Source organism: Sphingobacterium sp. ML3W (assembly GCF_000747525.1).
In the GTDB taxonomy this organism is placed as follows: domain Bacteria; phylum Bacteroidota; class Bacteroidia; order Sphingobacteriales; family Sphingobacteriaceae; genus Sphingobacterium.
In genome coordinates this window covers 2,598,538-2,616,603 of sequence record NZ_CP009278.1, presented here as the reverse complement: position 1 = coordinate 2,616,603, position 18,066 = coordinate 2,598,538, and the positions used below count along the sequence as shown (strand labels likewise).

Annotated in this window: 17 protein-coding genes and 2 pseudogenes; 9 read left to right on the top strand and 10 right to left on the bottom strand. The window is 38.3% G+C overall.

Translation table 11 applies throughout. The features are described from left to right. Position 1: 1 nt before the first annotated feature. The 3 genes from KO02_RS11095 (at position 2) to KO02_RS11085 (ending at position 2,380) form a co-directional block, all read left to right on the top strand. Positions 2-883, top strand: coding sequence for a hypothetical protein (locus KO02_RS11095; RefSeq protein WP_038698316.1), 882 nt, complete (start codon positions 2-4; stop codon positions 881-883). A gap of 382 nt (positions 884-1,265) precedes the next feature. After that, complete coding sequence (locus tag KO02_RS11090) at positions 1,266-1,850, top strand: MauE/DoxX family redox-associated membrane protein (RefSeq protein ID WP_038698314.1); 585 nt, start codon at positions 1,266-1,268, stop codon at positions 1,848-1,850. Positions 1,851-1,999: 149 nt separating this feature from the next. Further along, on the top strand, positions 2,000-2,380 hold the full coding sequence (locus tag KO02_RS11085; RefSeq protein WP_038698312.1) for a hypothetical protein: 381 nt from the start codon (positions 2,000-2,002) through the stop codon (positions 2,378-2,380). Positions 2,381-2,475: 95 nt separating this feature from the next. On the opposite strand, the gene KO02_RS11080 is transcribed toward KO02_RS11085, so the two are convergent. From KO02_RS11080 to KO02_RS11060, 5 genes are all read right to left on the bottom strand, one after another. Beyond that, the gene (locus KO02_RS11080; RefSeq protein WP_038698310.1) at positions 2,476-3,855 is read right to left on the bottom strand and encodes a RagB/SusD family nutrient uptake outer membrane protein; all 1,380 of its coding nucleotides are present in this window, start codon (positions 3,853-3,855) and stop codon (positions 2,476-2,478) included. A gap of 12 nt (positions 3,856-3,867) precedes the next feature. Further along, a complete protein-coding gene (locus tag KO02_RS11075; protein ID WP_038698308.1) occupies positions 3,868-7,101 on the bottom strand; it encodes a SusC/RagA family TonB-linked outer membrane protein in 3,234 nt (1,077 codons plus the stop codon). 12 nt (positions 7,102-7,113) lie between these two features. Beyond that, positions 7,114-8,505, bottom strand: a complete 1,392-nt coding sequence (locus tag KO02_RS11070) for a TlpA family protein disulfide reductase (protein ID WP_038698306.1) — start codon at positions 8,503-8,505, stop codon at positions 7,114-7,116. Then, entirely contained in the window at positions 8,495-9,157 is a 663-nt protein-coding gene (locus KO02_RS11065) for a hypothetical protein (RefSeq protein WP_038698304.1), read from the bottom strand. The genes KO02_RS11070 and KO02_RS11065 overlap by 11 nt, the downstream gene beginning before the upstream one ends. Positions 9,158-9,255: 98 nt before the next feature. Then, positions 9,256-9,960, bottom strand: coding sequence for a hypothetical protein (locus tag KO02_RS11060; RefSeq protein WP_038698303.1), 705 nt, complete (start codon positions 9,958-9,960; stop codon positions 9,256-9,258). Between the two features lie 649 nt (positions 9,961-10,609). On the opposite strand from KO02_RS11060, the gene KO02_RS11055 reads away from it, so the two are divergent. Genes KO02_RS11055 through KO02_RS11045 form a run of 3 tightly spaced genes read left to right on the top strand, consistent with a single transcriptional unit; the run spans position 10,610 to position 12,004 of the window. After that, on the top strand, positions 10,610-10,972 hold the full coding sequence (locus KO02_RS11055; RefSeq protein WP_038698301.1) for a hypothetical protein: 363 nt from the start codon (positions 10,610-10,612) through the stop codon (positions 10,970-10,972). Between the two features lie 3 nt (positions 10,973-10,975). Beyond that, positions 10,976-11,548, top strand: coding sequence for a hypothetical protein (locus KO02_RS11050; protein ID WP_038698299.1), 573 nt, complete (start codon positions 10,976-10,978; stop codon positions 11,546-11,548). 60 nt (positions 11,549-11,608) lie between these two features. Next, positions 11,609-12,004 (top strand): hypothetical protein, encoded by a 396-nt coding sequence (locus KO02_RS11045; protein ID WP_038698297.1) that lies wholly within the window; start codon positions 11,609-11,611, stop codon positions 12,002-12,004. 561 nt (positions 12,005-12,565) lie between these two features. On the opposite strand, the gene KO02_RS11040 is transcribed toward KO02_RS11045, so the two are convergent. Then, positions 12,566-12,895, bottom strand: a complete 330-nt coding sequence (locus KO02_RS11040; RefSeq protein WP_144243309.1) for a hypothetical protein — start codon at positions 12,893-12,895, stop codon at positions 12,566-12,568. Beyond that, on the bottom strand, positions 12,892-13,116 hold the full coding sequence (locus KO02_RS24365) for a C10 family peptidase (protein ID WP_410528214.1): 225 nt from the start codon (positions 13,114-13,116) through the stop codon (positions 12,892-12,894). Before KO02_RS24365 ends, KO02_RS11040 begins: the two co-directional genes overlap by 4 nt. Before the next feature lie 210 nt (positions 13,117-13,326). Between KO02_RS24365 and KO02_RS23315 the strand changes: the two are divergent. Further along, positions 13,327-14,536 (top strand): annotated as a pseudogene (locus tag KO02_RS23315) (IS3 family transposase). Between the two features lie 203 nt (positions 14,537-14,739). Here the strand turns inward: KO02_RS23315 and KO02_RS11020 are convergent. Next, positions 14,740-15,489: a DeoR/GlpR family DNA-binding transcription regulator gene (locus KO02_RS11020; protein ID WP_038698290.1), complete on the bottom strand. Its 750-nt coding sequence runs from the start codon at positions 15,487-15,489 to the stop codon at positions 14,740-14,742. A gap of 276 nt (positions 15,490-15,765) precedes the next feature. Beyond that, positions 15,766-16,155 carry a VOC family protein gene (locus tag KO02_RS11015; protein ID WP_038702544.1) on the bottom strand — a complete coding sequence of 130 codons (390 nt, stop codon included), beginning with the start codon at positions 16,153-16,155 and terminating at the stop codon, positions 15,766-15,768. A gap of 107 nt (positions 16,156-16,262) precedes the next feature. Here KO02_RS11015 and KO02_RS11010 point away from each other — a divergent pair, with 107 nt between their 5' ends. Next, positions 16,263-17,429 carry an MFS transporter gene (locus KO02_RS11010; protein ID WP_038698288.1) on the top strand — a complete coding sequence of 389 codons (1,167 nt, stop codon included), beginning with the start codon at positions 16,263-16,265 and terminating at the stop codon, positions 17,427-17,429. A gap of 151 nt (positions 17,430-17,580) precedes the next feature. Here the strand turns inward: KO02_RS11010 and KO02_RS11005 are convergent. Continuing rightward, positions 17,581-17,880, bottom strand: a pseudogene (locus tag KO02_RS11005) (transposase); the annotation flags it as partial. Between the two features lie 26 nt (positions 17,881-17,906). On the opposite strand from KO02_RS11005, the gene KO02_RS23310 reads away from it, so the two are divergent. Then, on the top strand, positions 17,907-18,065 hold the full coding sequence (locus tag KO02_RS23310) for a DUF1398 family protein (protein ID WP_081918489.1): 159 nt from the start codon (positions 17,907-17,909) through the stop codon (positions 18,063-18,065). The last annotated feature ends 1 nt before the right edge of the window (position 18,066 follow it).

The following is an 18,066-nucleotide window of genomic DNA, read 5'->3' as shown; positions in this document are numbered from 1 at the left end:
TATGTATACACAGCAAAAGCTATCCAGTGATAAGCTGAAAGCGATCATCCACAAAATCTATATGCAAGTACCACACATCATGCAACTCATAGCCCCAGATGGATGGAAACAATGCACCTATTATCAACAGATCGTGGGGCAGCAAGCAGCAGAATATCAATTGTATCTCGATGAACTGTTGCATGAAAAAAAGCAAAATAACAGTCCTATTGCTCAAAATATGGAAGATAGCAGCTATCTACAAGAATACGCCATCTGGTACGAGGACTATTTTACATTTCAGTTTCCCCGTATCGACCAAGACGAAGGGCAAGTATTCTTTTTTATGCTGCATCTCCTATCTGATCTGACCCAAGAGGGCCTCTTAATATCCGCTGAAGAAGTAAAACCACGTGAACAATATCATTACATCGACTATGAGGACTTATCGAGAACAGCCCTCGAAATCGCCTATGAACAGCAGCTGATAGAAAAAGAAAATCTGACGAACGGTTATCTGCGAGATGTACCGGTATTGGTTGCAGATATGGACCAATTCCACTGCATGCAGGTTATCTTCGAAATATTAGAAACCGAACATTATCACTGGCACCATACCGATTCCGACTTGCGCTATATATTCGCTGCCCAGCAGGAATATCACGACCTAGATGAACATGACATCCCCTATATAGAGTGCTATCATAGGCAAAATGAGCTCATACAAATCATACAAGATATCCTGCGTCCCTACCCAAACTACGGGGTAGACCCATTAGACTTTTCAGCTATACTATCCCTATTCAACCGTCATAAGATCAATTATAGCATCCTTGCCTACCTCCATAGTTACCACTGTTTACCAGGTGGCTATCCCTACCAAGCATCCGATTATTATGGCTGAACTTACATCTGCAGCAGGCAATATATTTTTAAGTGACGGATTATGCCTAGATAAAAAACGGATTATGCCTAACGCTCGCCCAGCCGTGCCCTTTATCTTTGATTAAAGATTTTAACAGACCGGTATATAAAAACAGACACGATGAATAATAAGACCAATCGACTCGAGATATACATAAGTATCGTTTTTTTACTGACGTGTCTATTCAGTTTAATAATGGGAAGCATTCGGCTGCCCCCTCTCAATTTTAAAAATCAGGACCTCAATTTGGAGGAAGCAGTAACAGAAGTACTCCTAAAAGAACAATGGTATTATAACGAAAAGAGCAACGGAACAATCGACATACACGAATGCTGTTAAGCGGAAGTGAAAAGGAACAATTATGAAAAACACGATAAAAAATATCACCACGTACAGCATCAGCATCTTTCTGATCATCTTTTGGCTTTTTGTAGGCTTGGAGAAAGCGACGAGTTGGAAAAATTTTGAACTCTCCCTACATCAGCAACCCCTACCTGTATGGTCGATCGGAATTATATTTTGGCTGATACCCTTGATAGAAATACTGACAGGTTTCCTGCTGATATTTCGAGGCCACCAATTGCAGCGCTGGGGTTATTGGGGTTCTATCCTGCTCTTGACAGCCTTCACTATTTTTATCGGATTGGGGGTGCTTGATGTCTATGAAAAAACGCCTTGTCACTGTAGCAGCATTTTTAATGATATATCCTGGGAACAACACCTTGTCATCAATATGGTATTGCTTATGGTGTCGATAGTAGGATTATATTTGACACAATTAAAGCCGACCACACCAAACCCACATAGGGAATACCGAAAGCGTGTAGCCCTATTTCTGCTCTATGCTACACTCAGTGCTGAGGGTACGGTACAAAAGCAGCAACTCGCTTGGGCAGATAACGTTTTTGTCGTACCCGAAAAAATGCAACCTTACCCCAGTAGGTAGGTTCACTGCGCTATAGTAGTGCGGTCACCAATAAAAACCGTCGAAATCAGTTTTTTAGGACGTAGGCAAAAATTATGATTACCAATTTTAAAAACTTACAATTAATTCCAACTGTATTTTTCACGAAATACACTATAAAACATTGCAATATGAAAACTTTAAATTTCATAAAAAAATATGCGCTAGCTATGGTAGCTGCCGCTGTAGTAATTACTTTTTCAGCTTTTAAAGCAACTGGTGTAAATATACAACAAGCCAGATATACTGTGGCGGTCTATTTCGATGGTGATGAGACTAATCAAGCCCAAGTAGAAGATTCATCGAATTGGACTACCACTCCAAATAGCGAGACCTGTGATGGGGCTAACGAACTAGCCTGTATGCAATTGGTTGAGCATACCGATTTAACTGGTACAAGTTTAGATCCAGTGAAAATCGCTTTAGGTGCACAGAATACTCCTTCGGGATACATCCCTACCCGAACTGGAGGAACTAGTCCAACACCATTCAGAGCTATCAATCGCACATAAGCCATTGTTGAGGTTCTGAAGGAAGGGCGGCCCAAAAAATTTGAGCCGTTCCTTTTTTTAATGAGCTATTATTTGAACAGTATAAATGAGCTACATTAAGTTGGATTCTGCGGCATCCCCGTTTCCCGAATGATATCTATGGGTAATGGTAATGCAAATCGATTGGAATTTGCTTCCAATAGAAATTCTTTCGCATCTATCTTTCGTTTTATCGAAATGTTTGCCCCTTCCAAATTCAATCTTTTGATATCGCTCCAACGCAAACCCCGTAGGAATAACTCCTTTCTTCTTTCCTGTAAGATCAATTGCAGTACCGCTTGTTGATTCGTCAATTGATAAGGTTGGAAAGTACCCGTTCGATAACGTTTCACGAGCAAATCATTCAAATCAGCCTGTGCCTCCACCAATTTACCTGCCCGGGCTAAGCACTCGGCGCGAACCAAGTAAAATTCATCCGTGGCCAAACCTCCAAACAAATAAGTAACATACCCCGCTTGTCCAGAATAGTTACCTTTTACTGTGATATAAGGAGAAGAATTCGTTAAAAAATAAGCCTGTTTACGCAGATCATCCGAACTATACATGCGGTATAACATGGTATCCGCTTGAATATTCGCATAATTTTGAAATGGACTAATAATAGTGAGTTGAAAATGAGCGATAACCTCCTTATTAAAACGCGTGAACGGAAAATTAGTTGTTAGTTTGACCTCTAGGGGATTGTTATAGTCCAACAGCTCATCATTAATTTCCAACACCTTATCTGCAAAATAATAGGCCGAATCGTACCTTCCCATCGAGAGATACGTACGTGCCAACACGCCATAAGCTGCCGTTTTGGATGGACGCATCACATGCGTAGCATGATCTGGAAGCAAGACCATAGCCGTACGCAAATCTTGGATAACCTGATCATAACAGACTTTAACCGATGAACGGGTCGATTTTTCATTAAAATCCGAGGAATTACGCAATACAATACCTAAATCCGAGGATGCCGTCGCCACACTATAGGCTTTGGCATAGGTCCAAAGCAGTGACAAATACTGATTGGCGCGATAAAACAGCGCTGACCCCATCACCTGATCTCGAATACCAACCTCCTCGGGAGCTGGCTCTATATCCTGCAACTGATCCAACACCAGATTACTGATGTAGACAGGTGCATATCCCCTAGCCCAATCGTTATCATACTCATCCATGTCATTGTCCCAGGTATAATTTCGTTTATCCTCTTCATTTAAATTATCGTAAGTCGTCTGTTTGATAAAAAAGTCATCGGCTGATGCTTCCCCATACGAAGCAATTCCTCTATTCATCTTTTCGGAATTGTCCAATAATTTTTGCAGGCTGACCAAATCTTTAGGTACGATGATAGCATCATTAGACTGGATATCTAAGTATTTACCACAAGCTGTTAACATCAACAGCATCCAGAATAGGAACACTGTTTTTATTGATTTTAGTTTTTTCATTATCTACATAGTTTAATAATCAATCTGTATACCGATTGAATAGGTTTTAGAAGGGCGCAATCGGTAAGCAAATTCAGGATCCAGATTTTCCTTATTGACCGTCCATAATATGCCTATGTTGCTGACATTGGCAAATAATCGAATATTCATCTTCCGATAGCCCATTTGCGATTGCTTCTGCCACGCCAACGAGATATACTCCAGGCGTAGATGATCTGCTTTTAATATATTAATTGCAGCATTTCGATAAAAAGTATCCCGATTTCCATTATGGGGATATACCATAACAGGTGCATTGGTCCTTTTTTCATCACCCGTTTGCTTCCAGCGCTGCTCAAAATCGGGATAAGCGTCTCCTCTAGCAAACAAAGAAGTATAAACAGTTACTGGTCTATAGAAATAGTAATCTCCTTTAAAACTGACATTAGCGGCCAGTTCAAGCCCTTTCCAAGTTAAAGTATTGATCATATTGCCAAAGACCTGTGGTTTAGAAGAACCGACAAATCTGATGGATTCACTACCTTCAGGCTGATCGATCCCTATCTGATTTAGCGCCACATAATCGGTACTCGCTTCACCATTCAATAAACCTTGTGGCATCCCTTCTTCGTTTAACCCCACCCAGGTATACCCTGAGAATCCATGTAGAGGTCTCCCCACCACAGGTTGATACAAATCTCCAGAAGGTCCCAAAAATGACCTAATACCCGTGAATGGAGCTGCATAGTATGCCGTAGTCCTGTTCTTGTTCAGCCCCAATAATAAACGAGTACTCCAAGCAACCTGTCCTATTGTATTCCGTGTATTAATGGTAAAGTCCCAACCTCGGCCTTCCATACTTGCCACATTTTTGTTAATGGTACCAGAAGCTCCCCATGTGGTATAATCATAATTGGACAAGCCATACAGATCCAGTCCTTTTTTGATGTAATGGTCAATAGAGCCTGATATCCGATTTTGTAAGATGGAGAAATCTGCTCCAAAATTCAATGTACTCACTTTCTCCCATCGTAAAGAAGGGTCATTGAGCGTCTCGATACTCAATATGGGGTATCCAGTTCCATTCAGATCCACTCCAGCCTGTGCAATTGGGTACGGCGTCTTCCGCAGATCCACATTACCACTATAGCCATAGGTGGTGCGGATTTTTAAGTTATCCACCCAGTTTGCCTTAAAAAAATCTTCTTTGTCCAGCTGCCACGAGGCGCCTACCGACCAAAGGGGCGACCATCTATCGTTACTATTTGCTCCAAAAATATTGGCACCATCTTGCCTGAAACTAGCAGATAATCCATATTTATCTTGGAAGACCTCATTCCAATTGCTATAAAGCGAAACAAATCGGTTATTGGTTTTTGTTAAACCAGGTTGCCCCGGGATTACCCCGCCAGCAGATGCCGGGGCTGTTATCGAAAATACTGTCACATGATCTACAGGTATAGTAGTCAAGGGCACTTTATTATAGCCATATACACTACTCTCAAAACCTTCTAATGTCCGTTCCCGAACTTCCGCGCCCACAATACCTCGTATGCGATGCCTCCCTGTTTCCTTATTAAAATCCAACTGTCCGCGCGCGGTATAAGAATTACCCGATTGCCTATTCAACATCCTGATATCTCCCACTGGCACGTTATACTTCACCTGCCCATTCGTTTTATTAACTGTTGAATATTTATTGATCAAGATTCGGGTATAGTAGCTCTCCTTCCCATAGTAATGTTCCATATTACTCTCTTGATGTTGCCACTGAAAAGAAGCATTCGCACTTAAAAAAGAAAATAATTTATACCGGATACTTGTGGTGGCATACCATTCGTTCAATTTTCGATACTGGATATCCTGCTTATAATCCGAGAGTGGATAATATCCCCAATCTTGGTAAGGACTTGGAAATTTGGAATTCAGGTAAGAAGTATTATAATGAATATCAAAAGGAATCTCCTCTCCTACAGCATCTCTAAAAAATACGTAAGGAGCTACATTGCCAGAATATTGAAATCTAGAATACTCTGGTTTACCAGAACGGCTCTGCTGATCGGTAAACTGTACATTCAGATCAATCTGCAAGCGCTCTACAGGTCGGAAACTATTCGACAACTGGATATTAAGCTTTTTACCTTTGGCATCCAAATGGTTCAGATCGGTGGTATAACCCACTCCAAAACCATAGGCATTGAGTGCACTGCCACCATTGATGTTCAACGACAGCTGATTGGAATAGGGTGTCTTGTAAAAAGCATCCATATAATTCTGCCTGCCATCTTGCGCCAATAACCAATCCATGGTCTCTGCAGAATCCGATGCGGATATCAACCCTTTTTTACGATTATTAAACAAATTTACAGCCGGCGTACTCGCTATATACGGATTAAAACGTAAAATAGGATCATTATACCCCTTATCAAACAGCATCTTTTCTACGTCAATAAAATCTTTATTCGGCACTTCATACAATTGTTTCAGATCAGGTTTATCCTTCGTGATAAAAGTATTGCTCAGCGAGATTTTAGTCTTTTGATTTACCTGAAAGCTACCCTTTTTGGATGTAATGATAATCACACCATTTCCCGCTCTTGCTCCCCAGATGGAACTTGCAGCGGCATCTTTTAAGATGGAAATCGACTCCACATTATTCGGATCGATATTCTGAATATCACCTTCATAAATAAAACCATCCAATACCACCAGAGGATCTAAATTCCCATTAATGGTACTCAATCCCCTAACGGAAAAGTTCAATTTTTGTAAGTCTCCGTTACGAATCCCCTTATTATCAAAACGAATACTCGGGGTAATATTATTGAGTCGGTCCAAGATATTGAGCCCGGTTTGTTGGTTCAACATCTCTTTTGTCACCACATCCACAGCACCTGTCAGATCTTTGGTCTGAATAGATTCGTACCCCGTATTCACCACTTCTGCTTCTTCCAAATAATTCATCTTCTTGGACAAATAAATTTTGCCCTGCTTTTGAACATAAGCGGCGACAAAAGTTACAGTCACATATCCAACGATGGAAATCTGCAAGGAGTCTCTTAAGCTATTGACACGAACCATAAAGCTTCCATCCTGACCAGTAGCTCCCATATCTCGACTCGGTAATACTTTAACCGTTACCCCTGCCAAGGCCTTTCGTTCATCTTTTGAGTGAACCTGACCTTTGACCCATTCCGGTTCGGTCTGCTGCGCCTGGCACAGCAGAACCCAGACACTACAAAGTAGTGTACTAAAAAAAACTTTCATATAGTATGACTGTTATTTCAATGGTGCTATCAATACATAATCTCTAACCATACGCACAGGAGTCAATGAGATACCCTGCGATTTCAAAAATGATATCCGTTCTGTTAAGGATTGCTTCGCAAAGTTTTGAGGAAAAACGATATCAATTTTTCGTATATCAGCACGATCGAAGACAAGTGGCTTATCGAAGTAATAATAAAGACTCCCTAAAACACCACTCACCGCAACATTACGATACTGTACAATACCGTCCTTAGGATAAGGCTGGCTGATCGGCATCTCTCCTTTGGTCTTAATCTTCTCAAATCTGTAATTAAAACTCACTTGATAAACGGCTATCTTTCCTTTCTTTCGAATTACCTTCATTTTAAAACGCTCTATAACAGCTTTCCGAAAATAACCTTCTGCTTGCTCCTGATTGATGGAATCCTTTACATACAGCTGATAGCTGAAAATATTTCGCTGTTCTGAATTATACAGCAGTTTATCCTTGACCTCTTGAGCTACCTGTGCATCAAATACATAATCAGTCCAAGCCAAACCGTCTAACTCTTTCTTAAAAGCTTGACCTAACATGAAAGAAAAAGAGCTATTGATCGTCTGATAGCTTGAATGTCCATCCTTATGGAAAACATTGGGATAAGTCGGCAGATAAAAAGGATTGTAAGGGGTTATTTCAGAAATAAATTGAGCGCCTACGGTATCCTGCAAAGGTGGCACATTGTACCGATCACCCGAGTTTCGAAAAAGCGGTATAAGTTCCAAATCTACTTTTCCTTCTTTTATAACCAAATCAATATTTTTTGTATTGACCTCATTCGGTAGCGTATTGCCCATATAGATGCCATCTGGGCTTATCCAAGCTGTGCTCGGTATCGTATTGTGCGGGAATAAGGTAGTTAAGAGCGTATCGTCCAAAAGTGTAAATAAAGCGATATCGTATTTGTACGTTTCTTTATACCGTTTCATGGTCGCACTGATCCGCCTAGGCGTATCCCGATTCCGCTTGCTGTTAACCAAGATAATCGCTAACTCATCGGGGTATTTCTCTTGTATCTGCTCCATATGCGGAATGTTTTCGATACAGCTTTTACAAGTGGTCGCCCAAAAGTCAAAAATGATGAGCCTACCTTTCATATCTGCATAGGTGTATTGCAGTTTCTCACCTCTGAAATTATCCAGCTCCATCGGCATATCCCAAAAGGTTTCGGGCATCCGGTCTCCCGGTTTCAAGGCCTGCATCGACTCGGCTACAGTTTGCTTTTGCATCATGCTATCTAACTTTACCTGTTGTTTGGTGTCGGCACGCAAAACTTGAGGCAATAGACAAATCAACAATATGAAACAGCTGGCCATAATCGACAATTTTCGATTATGGTTATTCCGTAAATATCTATTTCCCATTACGCACAGTTTTTCTACGGTCTCTCATTTTGAAAAGATCTACAGCAGCTTGTTCTGGAAGAAATACCGCATCCTTATTGATCTGCACATATTTCGGAAATACATCCATTTTAAACAACTTGTCCAGATTTGGATTTCCGATCACAAAAGCAATATCCATATCCACCTCAAGCTCTTTTTTGAAACGGTCTAAATCAGCCTTAATCCCATCTAAAGTTGCCTGATCCGACTTACTGACCACCAACATAAAGGTCGATTGTGCTCCCATTTCTTCACCATATTCAAAGATCCTCTTCAGATCCGCATAATGCTCGGGATAGGAAGTATCCCAAAAAAACAGCTGTACAAAGTTTTCCTTCAAAGCTCCAAAAGAAGTGGTTACAGGCTCCTTTCCATTAAAATATTGCAGCTCCAGCGGCATGTCCTGTACTACCTGAGGTAGGTATTCATATGTTTTGATTTCTGGTAGATCCAGTAGCTTGACCGGTTTGATCTCAATGCTCGATTGAGCAAGTAAACTTGTCCCACTTACTGCAAGAGTAGCTACCGCAAGCAATACTTTGCTCAAGAGCAATAGGCTATCTCCGCCTGATTTGAATAGCTTCTGTACGCTAGTCCAAAGCGCTATTTTATAATTTTTAATTGTGTTCATAATTTCTAATTTTTAGGCATAGCACTCCCCTTACCCTTTTTCAGGCTGTGTTTTACTCCTGATTATCAGGGGTTCAGAAAGCTTATGATCCTTTTTTCTTAAATACTTGCAACCAGTCTATTTTCTATTGATGCTGCTACCCTAACTTGTTTTGTTTTCATGATCATCGTTGGCTGTTCTTGCCAGATGAGCTCGACGGATTCACCGCGTTTAGTCATAATCTGTCGACTATCTTTCACGATGGAAAGCTTCTCTACGCGCACATCTAACTGAAAGTGTTCGTTCAGATCATTGAGCATCCGCTGTCGGTATTCTTCCCTTTCAGTATTTGCTGGAACGCTTAGCTCATAATCGTACAGATGCTTTTCACTGCTCGGACAGATCTTACATGGAATGTACTTTGCTCGTTCGTAGCCATAAACAATGATCTGCTCTGTCGGAAAGTTGGCAGGTAGTCCAAGTGCAAACAAATAGCACTCATAGATAGCCATGTGCGCAAGTGATATCCGGAGCACATCGCTACGTTCATCTCGCACGACCGCACTGTAAGACCTTACTTGTTCTTTGGACGGATTCAAAAACGAATAATACCGCTCCTTCGGTCTTACTTTAATAAGACATTTCAGTGCATAAGCATGCCTCCCTTCATAAGGGACTGGTACTGGTCTCTTCAATGATCGTATAGGTAAATCTGTTATCATAACTGGTTTTTTAATAATTGAAACACGTGTTTTAAGCAAAACTGAAGACAGTTCTTCCCTTGGGGATAGCGCATAGCTCTCCCTGTTGCAAGTTTTTTGCATTATTTAAATGTTTAATTGAGTGCGAATGGGAAGCTAAAAACTAGGCAATATGCTCCCTAACCAACAGCTCAATTGTTAAAAAATAAGGTGAAAAAAATGCAATTTTACGTCTTCGTTTTGCGTTATAATTGGTCTTCAGTATTGCATTCTTAATGAAAAGTCATCATAATGACTTAGCGCAACAGATCTAATCTGCCGGCTTGATGATGTTTTTGGTGGATTGTTTTTTGTTCATAACTCGTTATTGGTAACGAGCCTGCTTTCGGAAGGAGAGCTAAAAAACTATAGCTGGGCTCTACAACCGCGCTATAAGGATTCGACGCCTGCTAAAACGGATACAGTAGAGGCCCATATGCTATAGTGTGCACCTAAGGTACATAAAATATCAATATGGGCATTAATTCTACCGTCTCGTTCAGCTTTAATTGTCGAATTTTATAGCCGAGACTCTTAATATTAATGCCTGATATTATTTTCAACTTCCTAAATATAACACTGAAAACAATAATTCAAACACAATAATAAAACAATATTTCCGTAAAACAAAATAATATAACACAGTTTAGTTGTTATAAAACACCGATATTGTGTTATATTATTGATATTCAAATAGTTAGCCCGATCTTAGAAAGATACAACAACTAAGAATATGAAATCTAATAAAATAACAGAATCAAATAAAGCTAACAGAAATGATAAGGTTAATCCAAAAACTTTAACAAGAGCATTAAGAACAGTTAAATCAAAAGTAATTACAGAAGATATTCATGCAATGAGGGAAATACAACAAGAATACTCAACTGGTATTCAATTCGCCTTGGGTTTAGGATATGATACTTTCATTAAAAGATTTAGAGACCCAAGATCTTTAACTTTAGAAGATCTGCTAAATCTAGCTGATATCACCGACACAGATGTAAAATTACTTGTAGAAATTGCATTAAATGAAGCGAAAAAAAATCATATCTGCAGAGATATTTCAGAATTACTTCCTGAAAATAATAATGACTAAAAAATGTTAGACCAAGATGAAACCTATAATAAGAAACTAGCACAGAGATTTTGTCATATTATGAACATTCTTGATATGACGTATGTTGGTTTCGCCGAATTTACAGAGAGAGACGTATCTCATATTTATGGAATTGTTAACCAGTCAAGACCATTTAATGATACATTCGCCGAACATATTGGTAAAAAATTAGAAATTAAAGGCGCTAAGATTCTTAATTTGAATGTTACTATCCCCTCAAGTATTTCCAAAGCCGAAGCTGTTATTAACTTCAAACGAGAGAATAAAGATAATCCCGAATACTTTCTACACGGTAAAACTGACAGAAGTATAGATGCATTTTTTTCAGAAATTCTTGCAAAATCAGATTTTCTTAAAATACCTAGATATCTAAATGAAATCGAATCCTTTATAGAAACAGAATTTCAAAAAATCTATATTGATGATCAACTTTCTAAGGCTCTACGCTATGCAGTTATTAAGAAAACGTTAAAAAGCGAAAAGAAGCCAATTAAGTTAAAAAATGGAGATTTTGGAAAAAGACTACTTGATGTCTATTGGGTTGACAACATTTAGCAGTGATTGATATAAATACACTACAATAAATATCATCGAATTTAACGAAACGCGCTACCAATGACAATAAAACTGTATGATGTATTTCTTGACAACAAAAAAATAGGTGCGACTGAACTTGAGAAAGCAGATGCACCAATGGGTGTTGTTTTTAGTCGCTTAACACTGGACCATATTGATTCAGGCTATGATTTTTTAAAAACTTATTGCTTGACAAACAATATTCTAATCATTACTGACTATCCAGATGAGAAATTTATTGGAACAGCTGACATTCCTAATTTGAAAGTGGTTAATCCAAATGGAATTGAAATTAAAGGGCAAGTATCAAATATTGAAGGAATGGACAATGACGTTTTTGAAATTACAATTTTTGGTGTACCATATCCATTCTTTGAAGAAGAGTTTCCTCATCACGTAAAAATATATAATGATCAATTCAAAGACATCAAATGACGATAGATACAATTTCATTACATATTAATCAACCAATCTCCTCTTCAATAGCTCCAACTCCCCTACTATAACATCTGGCCATCGCGCGAAGCCTTGCTTAATGATATACTCACCTTCCTCTAACGAAAACAATTGGGAGATGCTAAAGGCAGACTCACGGATGCCTGCAATCTGTCTAAAGGATAGCTGTGCTCTGCTCCTTACTGTTTTTACAGCTGTGGGATGCTTAAGTATATATCTAATTTTCTGGAGTACTGTTCTTTGGTCTTCCCATGATTAAAGTTAAAGCTTTGTTAGGACAACACTTGCTTAGAATTTAGTCTAAGTGATCCACTTTTTGCTGACGATTTACAAATCAAAAAGGCTTAGATTATTATTCTAAGCCTTTCTATTTTTTATAATATTTCTACTTTGTGATAGTAAACATTCTTATAGTATTGCTCGTTTTTGAATCCCAAACGATAACATTATCATGAATTAACTGTCTGCAGAAAACACCAGCTGAATCTTCTGTAAAATAAATAGTCGATTTTATAGTATCTACTTGCTCTGAAGTCCATTTTAATAATGTGACATGCTCTTTTTCACGCTTGTCAGAATTAACTGCAAACTGTAATTTTCATACTCATCAGTTGGTTCAACTAACCTTACTCCTGGCGATTGTATACGTTCATTTCCGCCTATTATGTAGCTTAGTTGAATTTTATTAATATCTATTGATTTTTCAACCTTTACTGAAGGGTCTAGTAAATCATTACCTTGCTCATCTAATACATTAACAGATGTAGTAATATCGTAAATATAAGGACCTACACGCGGATCCTTTTTACAACTCATCAACAGACTACTATATAATAATATTATTATTATAAATTTCAAATTTAATCTCATGGCTTAATATTATATGTCATTTTTTTATTATCATTATAACTAGAGCTACCAGCAGTCCAATTATCAAATGAATAATATCCATCTAAATAACCGTTCCAACCCCAATTCATGTGAAAATATAAATAAGTCCACGAATTATTACAATTACTAGAAAAAATTTTATCCGTTTGATATCCATCAGCAACCCAAGCGTGACCTGATGAATTATTTTTACCACTCAAAAGAACTGGTCTGCCAACACTTATTTCACTTTCTACCGTAGCTGAATTATAATCACTAAAGGTAGTGACCTCCTCCCAAAAAACTGGAGCATTTAAAAGTAGAGAATTCGGGATTGAATTACTAATTTTCAATAGGAGGAAAAACGATGAAAAGATCGAAGTAAGTTATGCTTCGCATGAGCTCCCTTCGATCGGTTTACCGAAGCTCAGATCGCCTTTGCGATCAAGCAATCCGAGACAGGCACCCGGGTGGAGGAAGTCTGCCGCAAGATGGGTATCAGCGAGGCGACATTCTACAATTGGAAGAAAAAATACGGAGGTCTGGGTATCTCCGAACTTCGAAAGCTTCGTCAGCTTGAAGAAGAAAATGCTCAGCTGAAGAAGCTTGTTGCCGATCTGAGTTTGGATAAACAGATGTTGCAGGATGTATTAAAAAAACTAAGCATAGCGTCTCATGAGTACCAATAAAAACATACAATAATGAATAAAAGTATTGAGACCTTCTCAACGAAGAAAAATAGTGAGGGGATTAGTTGCGGACTATCGGGTTTCATTACGGAAAGCATGCGAGGTATCACTACTAAGTACTTCTGTTTGGTACTATAAGGCGCACCGCCGTGAAGATCTTCCATTACGCTTAAGGATACGTAATATTGCCGAAACACGGGTACGTTATGGGCTTTGGCGTGTCTATATTCTTCTACGCCGCGAAGGCTGGTCAGATAATCACAAACGTGTCTATCGATTCTATAAAGAAGAAGGTCTGAACTTAAGGAGTAAACGCCCGAGACACTGCAGAGCAGCCTCTCATCGTTCTGAAAGACCTTCATTTTCCAATTTACATGACTGCTGGAGTATGGAGTTAGCTTCGCTGCTATTTCGTGGTTGTCGCCGACGCACTGTTTGACGGGAAGAAAATCCGTTGCTTAACTATAGTTGATAATTATAGTCGTAAATGCATGGCGATCCATGTTGGACAGGGTATAAAAGGCTATCAGGTTGTAGAAGTTCTGGAAGAATTGAGGTTGTTTAAAGGTGCCAAACCAAAGAAAATTCAAGTGGATAATGGCTCTGAATTGCAAAGCAATCATGAACTCCGATAAAAACAAACACGTGTGAATAGTTTATCTCAAAGGAAATGGATCGGTGGGCCTACGAACAAAAAGTTGAACTTGTCTTTTCAAGACCTGGAAAACCTACGGATAATGCGTATATTGAGTCGTTCAATGGGAGCTTTCGTGACGAATGCTTAAACACCAATTGGTTCCTTTCGTTGGAGGATGCTAAGCAGAAAATTGAAGACTGGAGAGACGAATATAATACCTTCAGACCCCATAGCTGTTTAGGGGATTTAACACCTGAAATGTTTATTGAAAATCAGGTCAAAATAGCAAATTTTTCTACTTTACAATGTTCCTGAAATTGGGAGGACGTCACTGGACTTGCAAATAAAATCGGCAGTACCAGTTAAGCAGTTTTTTTTAAACGTCCTTGCGGCATTCCTTGTTGCAAGCCTATTTGTCTTTCTTGTTTTTTTACGATTTCTATAACAAATTTAATAAATATTTGTTCCAGCAAAAACAGTATATAACCCAAAACAAGTGATGTTAATTTTCTAGAATTCTAAACCAATATTATCGGTTGTTGCCTGAATTCGTCTAAGCTTTTTTCTGCTGTTGGTAAATTAGTAATCAGTACATCGACCTGCTCTACATCACATACCTTAAAAGATTCTGTAACTCCTAAACGATCCTGATTTGCAAGAGCTACTACTTTCTTTGCAGAGGTGAGCATCGCCAATTTAACTTCTGCATCTTCTTTAACAAATGCAGATATGCCAAATTTCCAATCTACTCCACATGTGCCCATAAAATATAGATCTGCAATGTAATTTCTTGCCTCATTGCTGGTTGTCTGCCCCATAGTACTTGCTGTTTGTTTATGGTATTTGCCGCCCAATAAAATCAATTCAATATTTGGATAATGATCAAGAATTGGAATAAGCATAACATTGCTGGTTACGATACGGAGATTAATTTCTGTTGGCAGGTAGTTAACGATGGCACATATGGTGGTACCTCCATCCATAAAAACAGTCATCCCCTCTTTTATAAATTGTTGTGCCTTAAGCGCAATAATATCCTTCTCCTTCTTTAAATAACTATTTCTATCTTCGAAGGTAAGTGGATTTTTGACCCGTTGGATCGCACCGCCACGAACTTTAGATAAAAGACCTATTTTATGCAAGTGATCAATATCCCTCCTCATCGTGTCTTCGGATACATTGAGCTTTTTAGCTAATATTTCATAGCTAACCATCTCCTCACTTTTTAGCTGATCTAAGATAAATTCAAATCGTTTTTCTTTTAACATAGCTATTTACAGATATAAATTATTGACTAGCATTATTTCATGATTAACGCTAAACCAGATTTACAATATTATGCATTAATTTTTTTTATTCGCAAAAAATCGCAAACACTTTTTTGAAGTATAATCGTTATCCACCTAAATGCTTTAATACGCAACTTCTTTATATCCATCTGTAATGTCGCTGTGCCTTTAAAATGTATAACAACAAATCCAAGTTTATTGGAAACCATTACTTTTTCTAGGTTATCATCTGTGAATAGGTATCAGTTATCACAATTACGCGAAAATTTCTATATAATTTCCTTCAGGATCCAACACAACACTCTCGTAATATCCATCTCCAGTAGTACGAGGCTCGCTGGCAATAGTAAAACCATCTTTTCGTAATTTCTCTGTCAGGAGATTAACAGCCTCAATACCTCCTATTGAAATAGCAAAATGTGCCATCCCTTTACTAAAACCTCTTTTTACTGTTCCATTGACAATATCGGGCCTATTCATAAGTTCTAGACGGGTATGACCAGTTCCGAAATTGAGAAAATAAGATGAAAATCCATTCTTGATATTCATATACTTCTCGCCGCATTCTAAATTGAAATAAGTCTGGTAAAATGTGCGCATTTCTTCTAAATTATCGACCCAAATTCCAATGTGTTCAATTTTCATTTCCATTATGATATCAGTATATTTAAATGCAAATGTATGCAAATTAATATATATTTGCATACATTTGCAAATAATTTAAGCTACTAAAACATTTTTAAAAGAAACAAATGATAGACACACAAACAAAAAACGCAAAAAAAGCAACACAATTCATTTTTTTGGTATGTGGATTAGCAATATCAAGCTGGGCACCGATGGTGCCTTATGTAAAGGAAAGATTGCAAATTAATGATGCCGAACTTGGAATATTACTACTATTTCTGGGTTTAGGTGCTGTCATTATGATGCCTATTACTGGCCTTTTGTCAAAACACTTTGGCAATCGAATCTTGATTCTTTGTTCAACCGCAATCATTGCGATCACACTTCCTCTCTTACTGGTCATTTCATCTGTTTCACTTATGGCATTGTGCATATTTATTTTTGGAGCGAGTATTGGGACCATCGATGTTGCGATGAATTCTCATGGTATACTTGTTCAAAACAAGTATCAACGTCCAATTATGTCTTCTCTGCACGGTCTGTTCAGTTTAGGAGGACTGTTCGGATCTCTTGGTTTGGGATTTTTAATTAAAATAGGATTAGTTCCTCAAATAGCCGCAATTTCAATCTCACTGTTGCTTTGTTTAATCGTGCTCGGTCAATTTAGAAATTTGCTTGATCTCACCACAGAAAAAAAATCACAAACGATGCATGACTCTGAGCAAAATCATAAGCAAGGTTTTAAAAAAATGTTCTTTCATAAAGCAGTATTATTTTTGGGCCTACTCTGTTTTGCCAGCTTTCTTTCTGAAGGTGCGATGCTCGATTGGAGTGCCGTATTTTTAAAAGATCTCAAAGGTATTGATTTGGCATTTACCGGCGCAGGATATGCGACATTCTCTATTGCAATGGCAAGCATGCGGTTAATGGGAGATCGTTTAGTCGAAAAACTTAACGGGAGAACAATTGTCATTGCTGGAAGCCTAATAGCATCGTTAGGTTTAATCATTGCCACATATTCAAGCTGGATTCCTTTAGTTCTTTTTGGATTTTTATTATTGGGAATTGGTTCTGCAAATCTTGTTCCGATATTCTTTAGTGATGCAAGTAGAATAAAGTCCGTGACCACTTCCGTTAGTATTCCTGCAATAACCACAATGGGCTATGCGGGACAACTCATGGGGCCTGCAATCTTAGGATTAATTGCTCATCAATTTAACCTCGAAGCCGCATTTTTATTTTCAGCTACATTAATGATATTAATTGCAATTCTATATAGCTTCCGTAAATAATTTTTTTAATATGAATCCCCAAAAGAGGCTGTCTCGTAATCATAGAGACAGCCTTTTTTGTTTATACCTTAATCTATTAGGTTTTGGCAACCGTGTGAGATATCTCGTCAATTTAGCTTCTATTTTTAGGAAATAAGAAAAAAACAGCTTTTTAAGCTGCTTTTTTCCTTATGTTTTGTGCAATTGCCAACAATCCCCATTCTATAGCAACTTTTTCCTTGCACCGAAGCATAAAGCGGCGGAACCCGTGGTTCTGTTTGATATTTCCAAAGACTGTTGCTACATCGTGACACCGCTTCTTTCGTTTTTCTATCCCAATGTCACTATTGAGTAAATGGAACACCATGTCCTTGTGTTTTTCCAGCCTTTCATTCACTTGGACTATCCGATTACCCTTGGATTTATGACAAGCACCGTTCAGCGGACAACCTACGCAGTTCTTAGCCTGATAGTAATAAAGAAACATTCAGCCATTATCTGAAAATCCATCAACAGGGAGAAACAGACTATTTTACGTTTTGTAACCAATGTGCTGAAACAGGTATTGAAAAATGGTTCGTATGCCTTGATAAAATGACCTGCACTTACTACGACAAAGCAGAAAGTAAAATATTAGTAGAGGAAATACCACAGTAAA

Excerpts from the sequence above, each read along its gene's own strand:
- KO02_RS11095 (WP_038698316.1), top strand. The coding sequence starts at position 2 with ATGTATACACAGCAAAAGCTATCCAGTGATAAGCTGAAAGCGATCATC.
- KO02_RS11090 (WP_038698314.1), top strand. The coding sequence starts at position 1,266 with ATGAAAAACACGATAAAAAATATCACCACGTACAGCATCAGCATCTTT.
- KO02_RS11085 (WP_038698312.1), top strand. The coding sequence starts at position 2,000 with ATGAAAACTTTAAATTTCATAAAAAAATATGCGCTAGCTATGGTAGCT.
- KO02_RS11080 (WP_038698310.1), bottom strand. The coding sequence starts at position 3,855 with ATGAAAAAACTAAAATCAATAAAAACAGTGTTCCTATTCTGGATGCTG.
- KO02_RS11075 (WP_038698308.1), bottom strand. The coding sequence starts at position 7,101 with ATGAAAGTTTTTTTTAGTACACTACTTTGTAGTGTCTGGGTTCTGCTG.
- KO02_RS11070 (WP_038698306.1), bottom strand. The coding sequence starts at position 8,505 with ATGGGAAATAGATATTTACGGAATAACCATAATCGAAAATTGTCGATT.
- KO02_RS11065 (WP_038698304.1), bottom strand. The coding sequence starts at position 9,157 with ATGAACACAATTAAAAATTATAAAATAGCGCTTTGGACTAGCGTACAG.
- KO02_RS11060 (WP_038698303.1), bottom strand. The coding sequence starts at position 9,960 with ATGCAAAAAACTTGCAACAGGGAGAGCTATGCGCTATCCCCAAGGGAA.
- KO02_RS11055 (WP_038698301.1), top strand. The coding sequence starts at position 10,610 with ATGAAATCTAATAAAATAACAGAATCAAATAAAGCTAACAGAAATGAT.
- KO02_RS11050 (WP_038698299.1), top strand. The coding sequence starts at position 10,976 with ATGTTAGACCAAGATGAAACCTATAATAAGAAACTAGCACAGAGATTT.
- KO02_RS11045 (WP_038698297.1), top strand. The coding sequence starts at position 11,609 with ATGACAATAAAACTGTATGATGTATTTCTTGACAACAAAAAAATAGGT.
- KO02_RS11040 (WP_144243309.1), bottom strand. The coding sequence starts at position 12,895 with ATGAGATTAAATTTGAAATTTATAATAATAATATTATTATATAGTAGT.
- KO02_RS11020 (WP_038698290.1), bottom strand. The coding sequence starts at position 15,489 with ATGTTAAAAGAAAAACGATTTGAATTTATCTTAGATCAGCTAAAAAGT.
- KO02_RS11015 (WP_038702544.1), bottom strand. The coding sequence starts at position 16,155 with ATGAAAATTGAACACATTGGAATTTGGGTCGATAATTTAGAAGAAATG.
- KO02_RS11010 (WP_038698288.1), top strand. The coding sequence starts at position 16,263 with ATGATAGACACACAAACAAAAAACGCAAAAAAAGCAACACAATTCATT.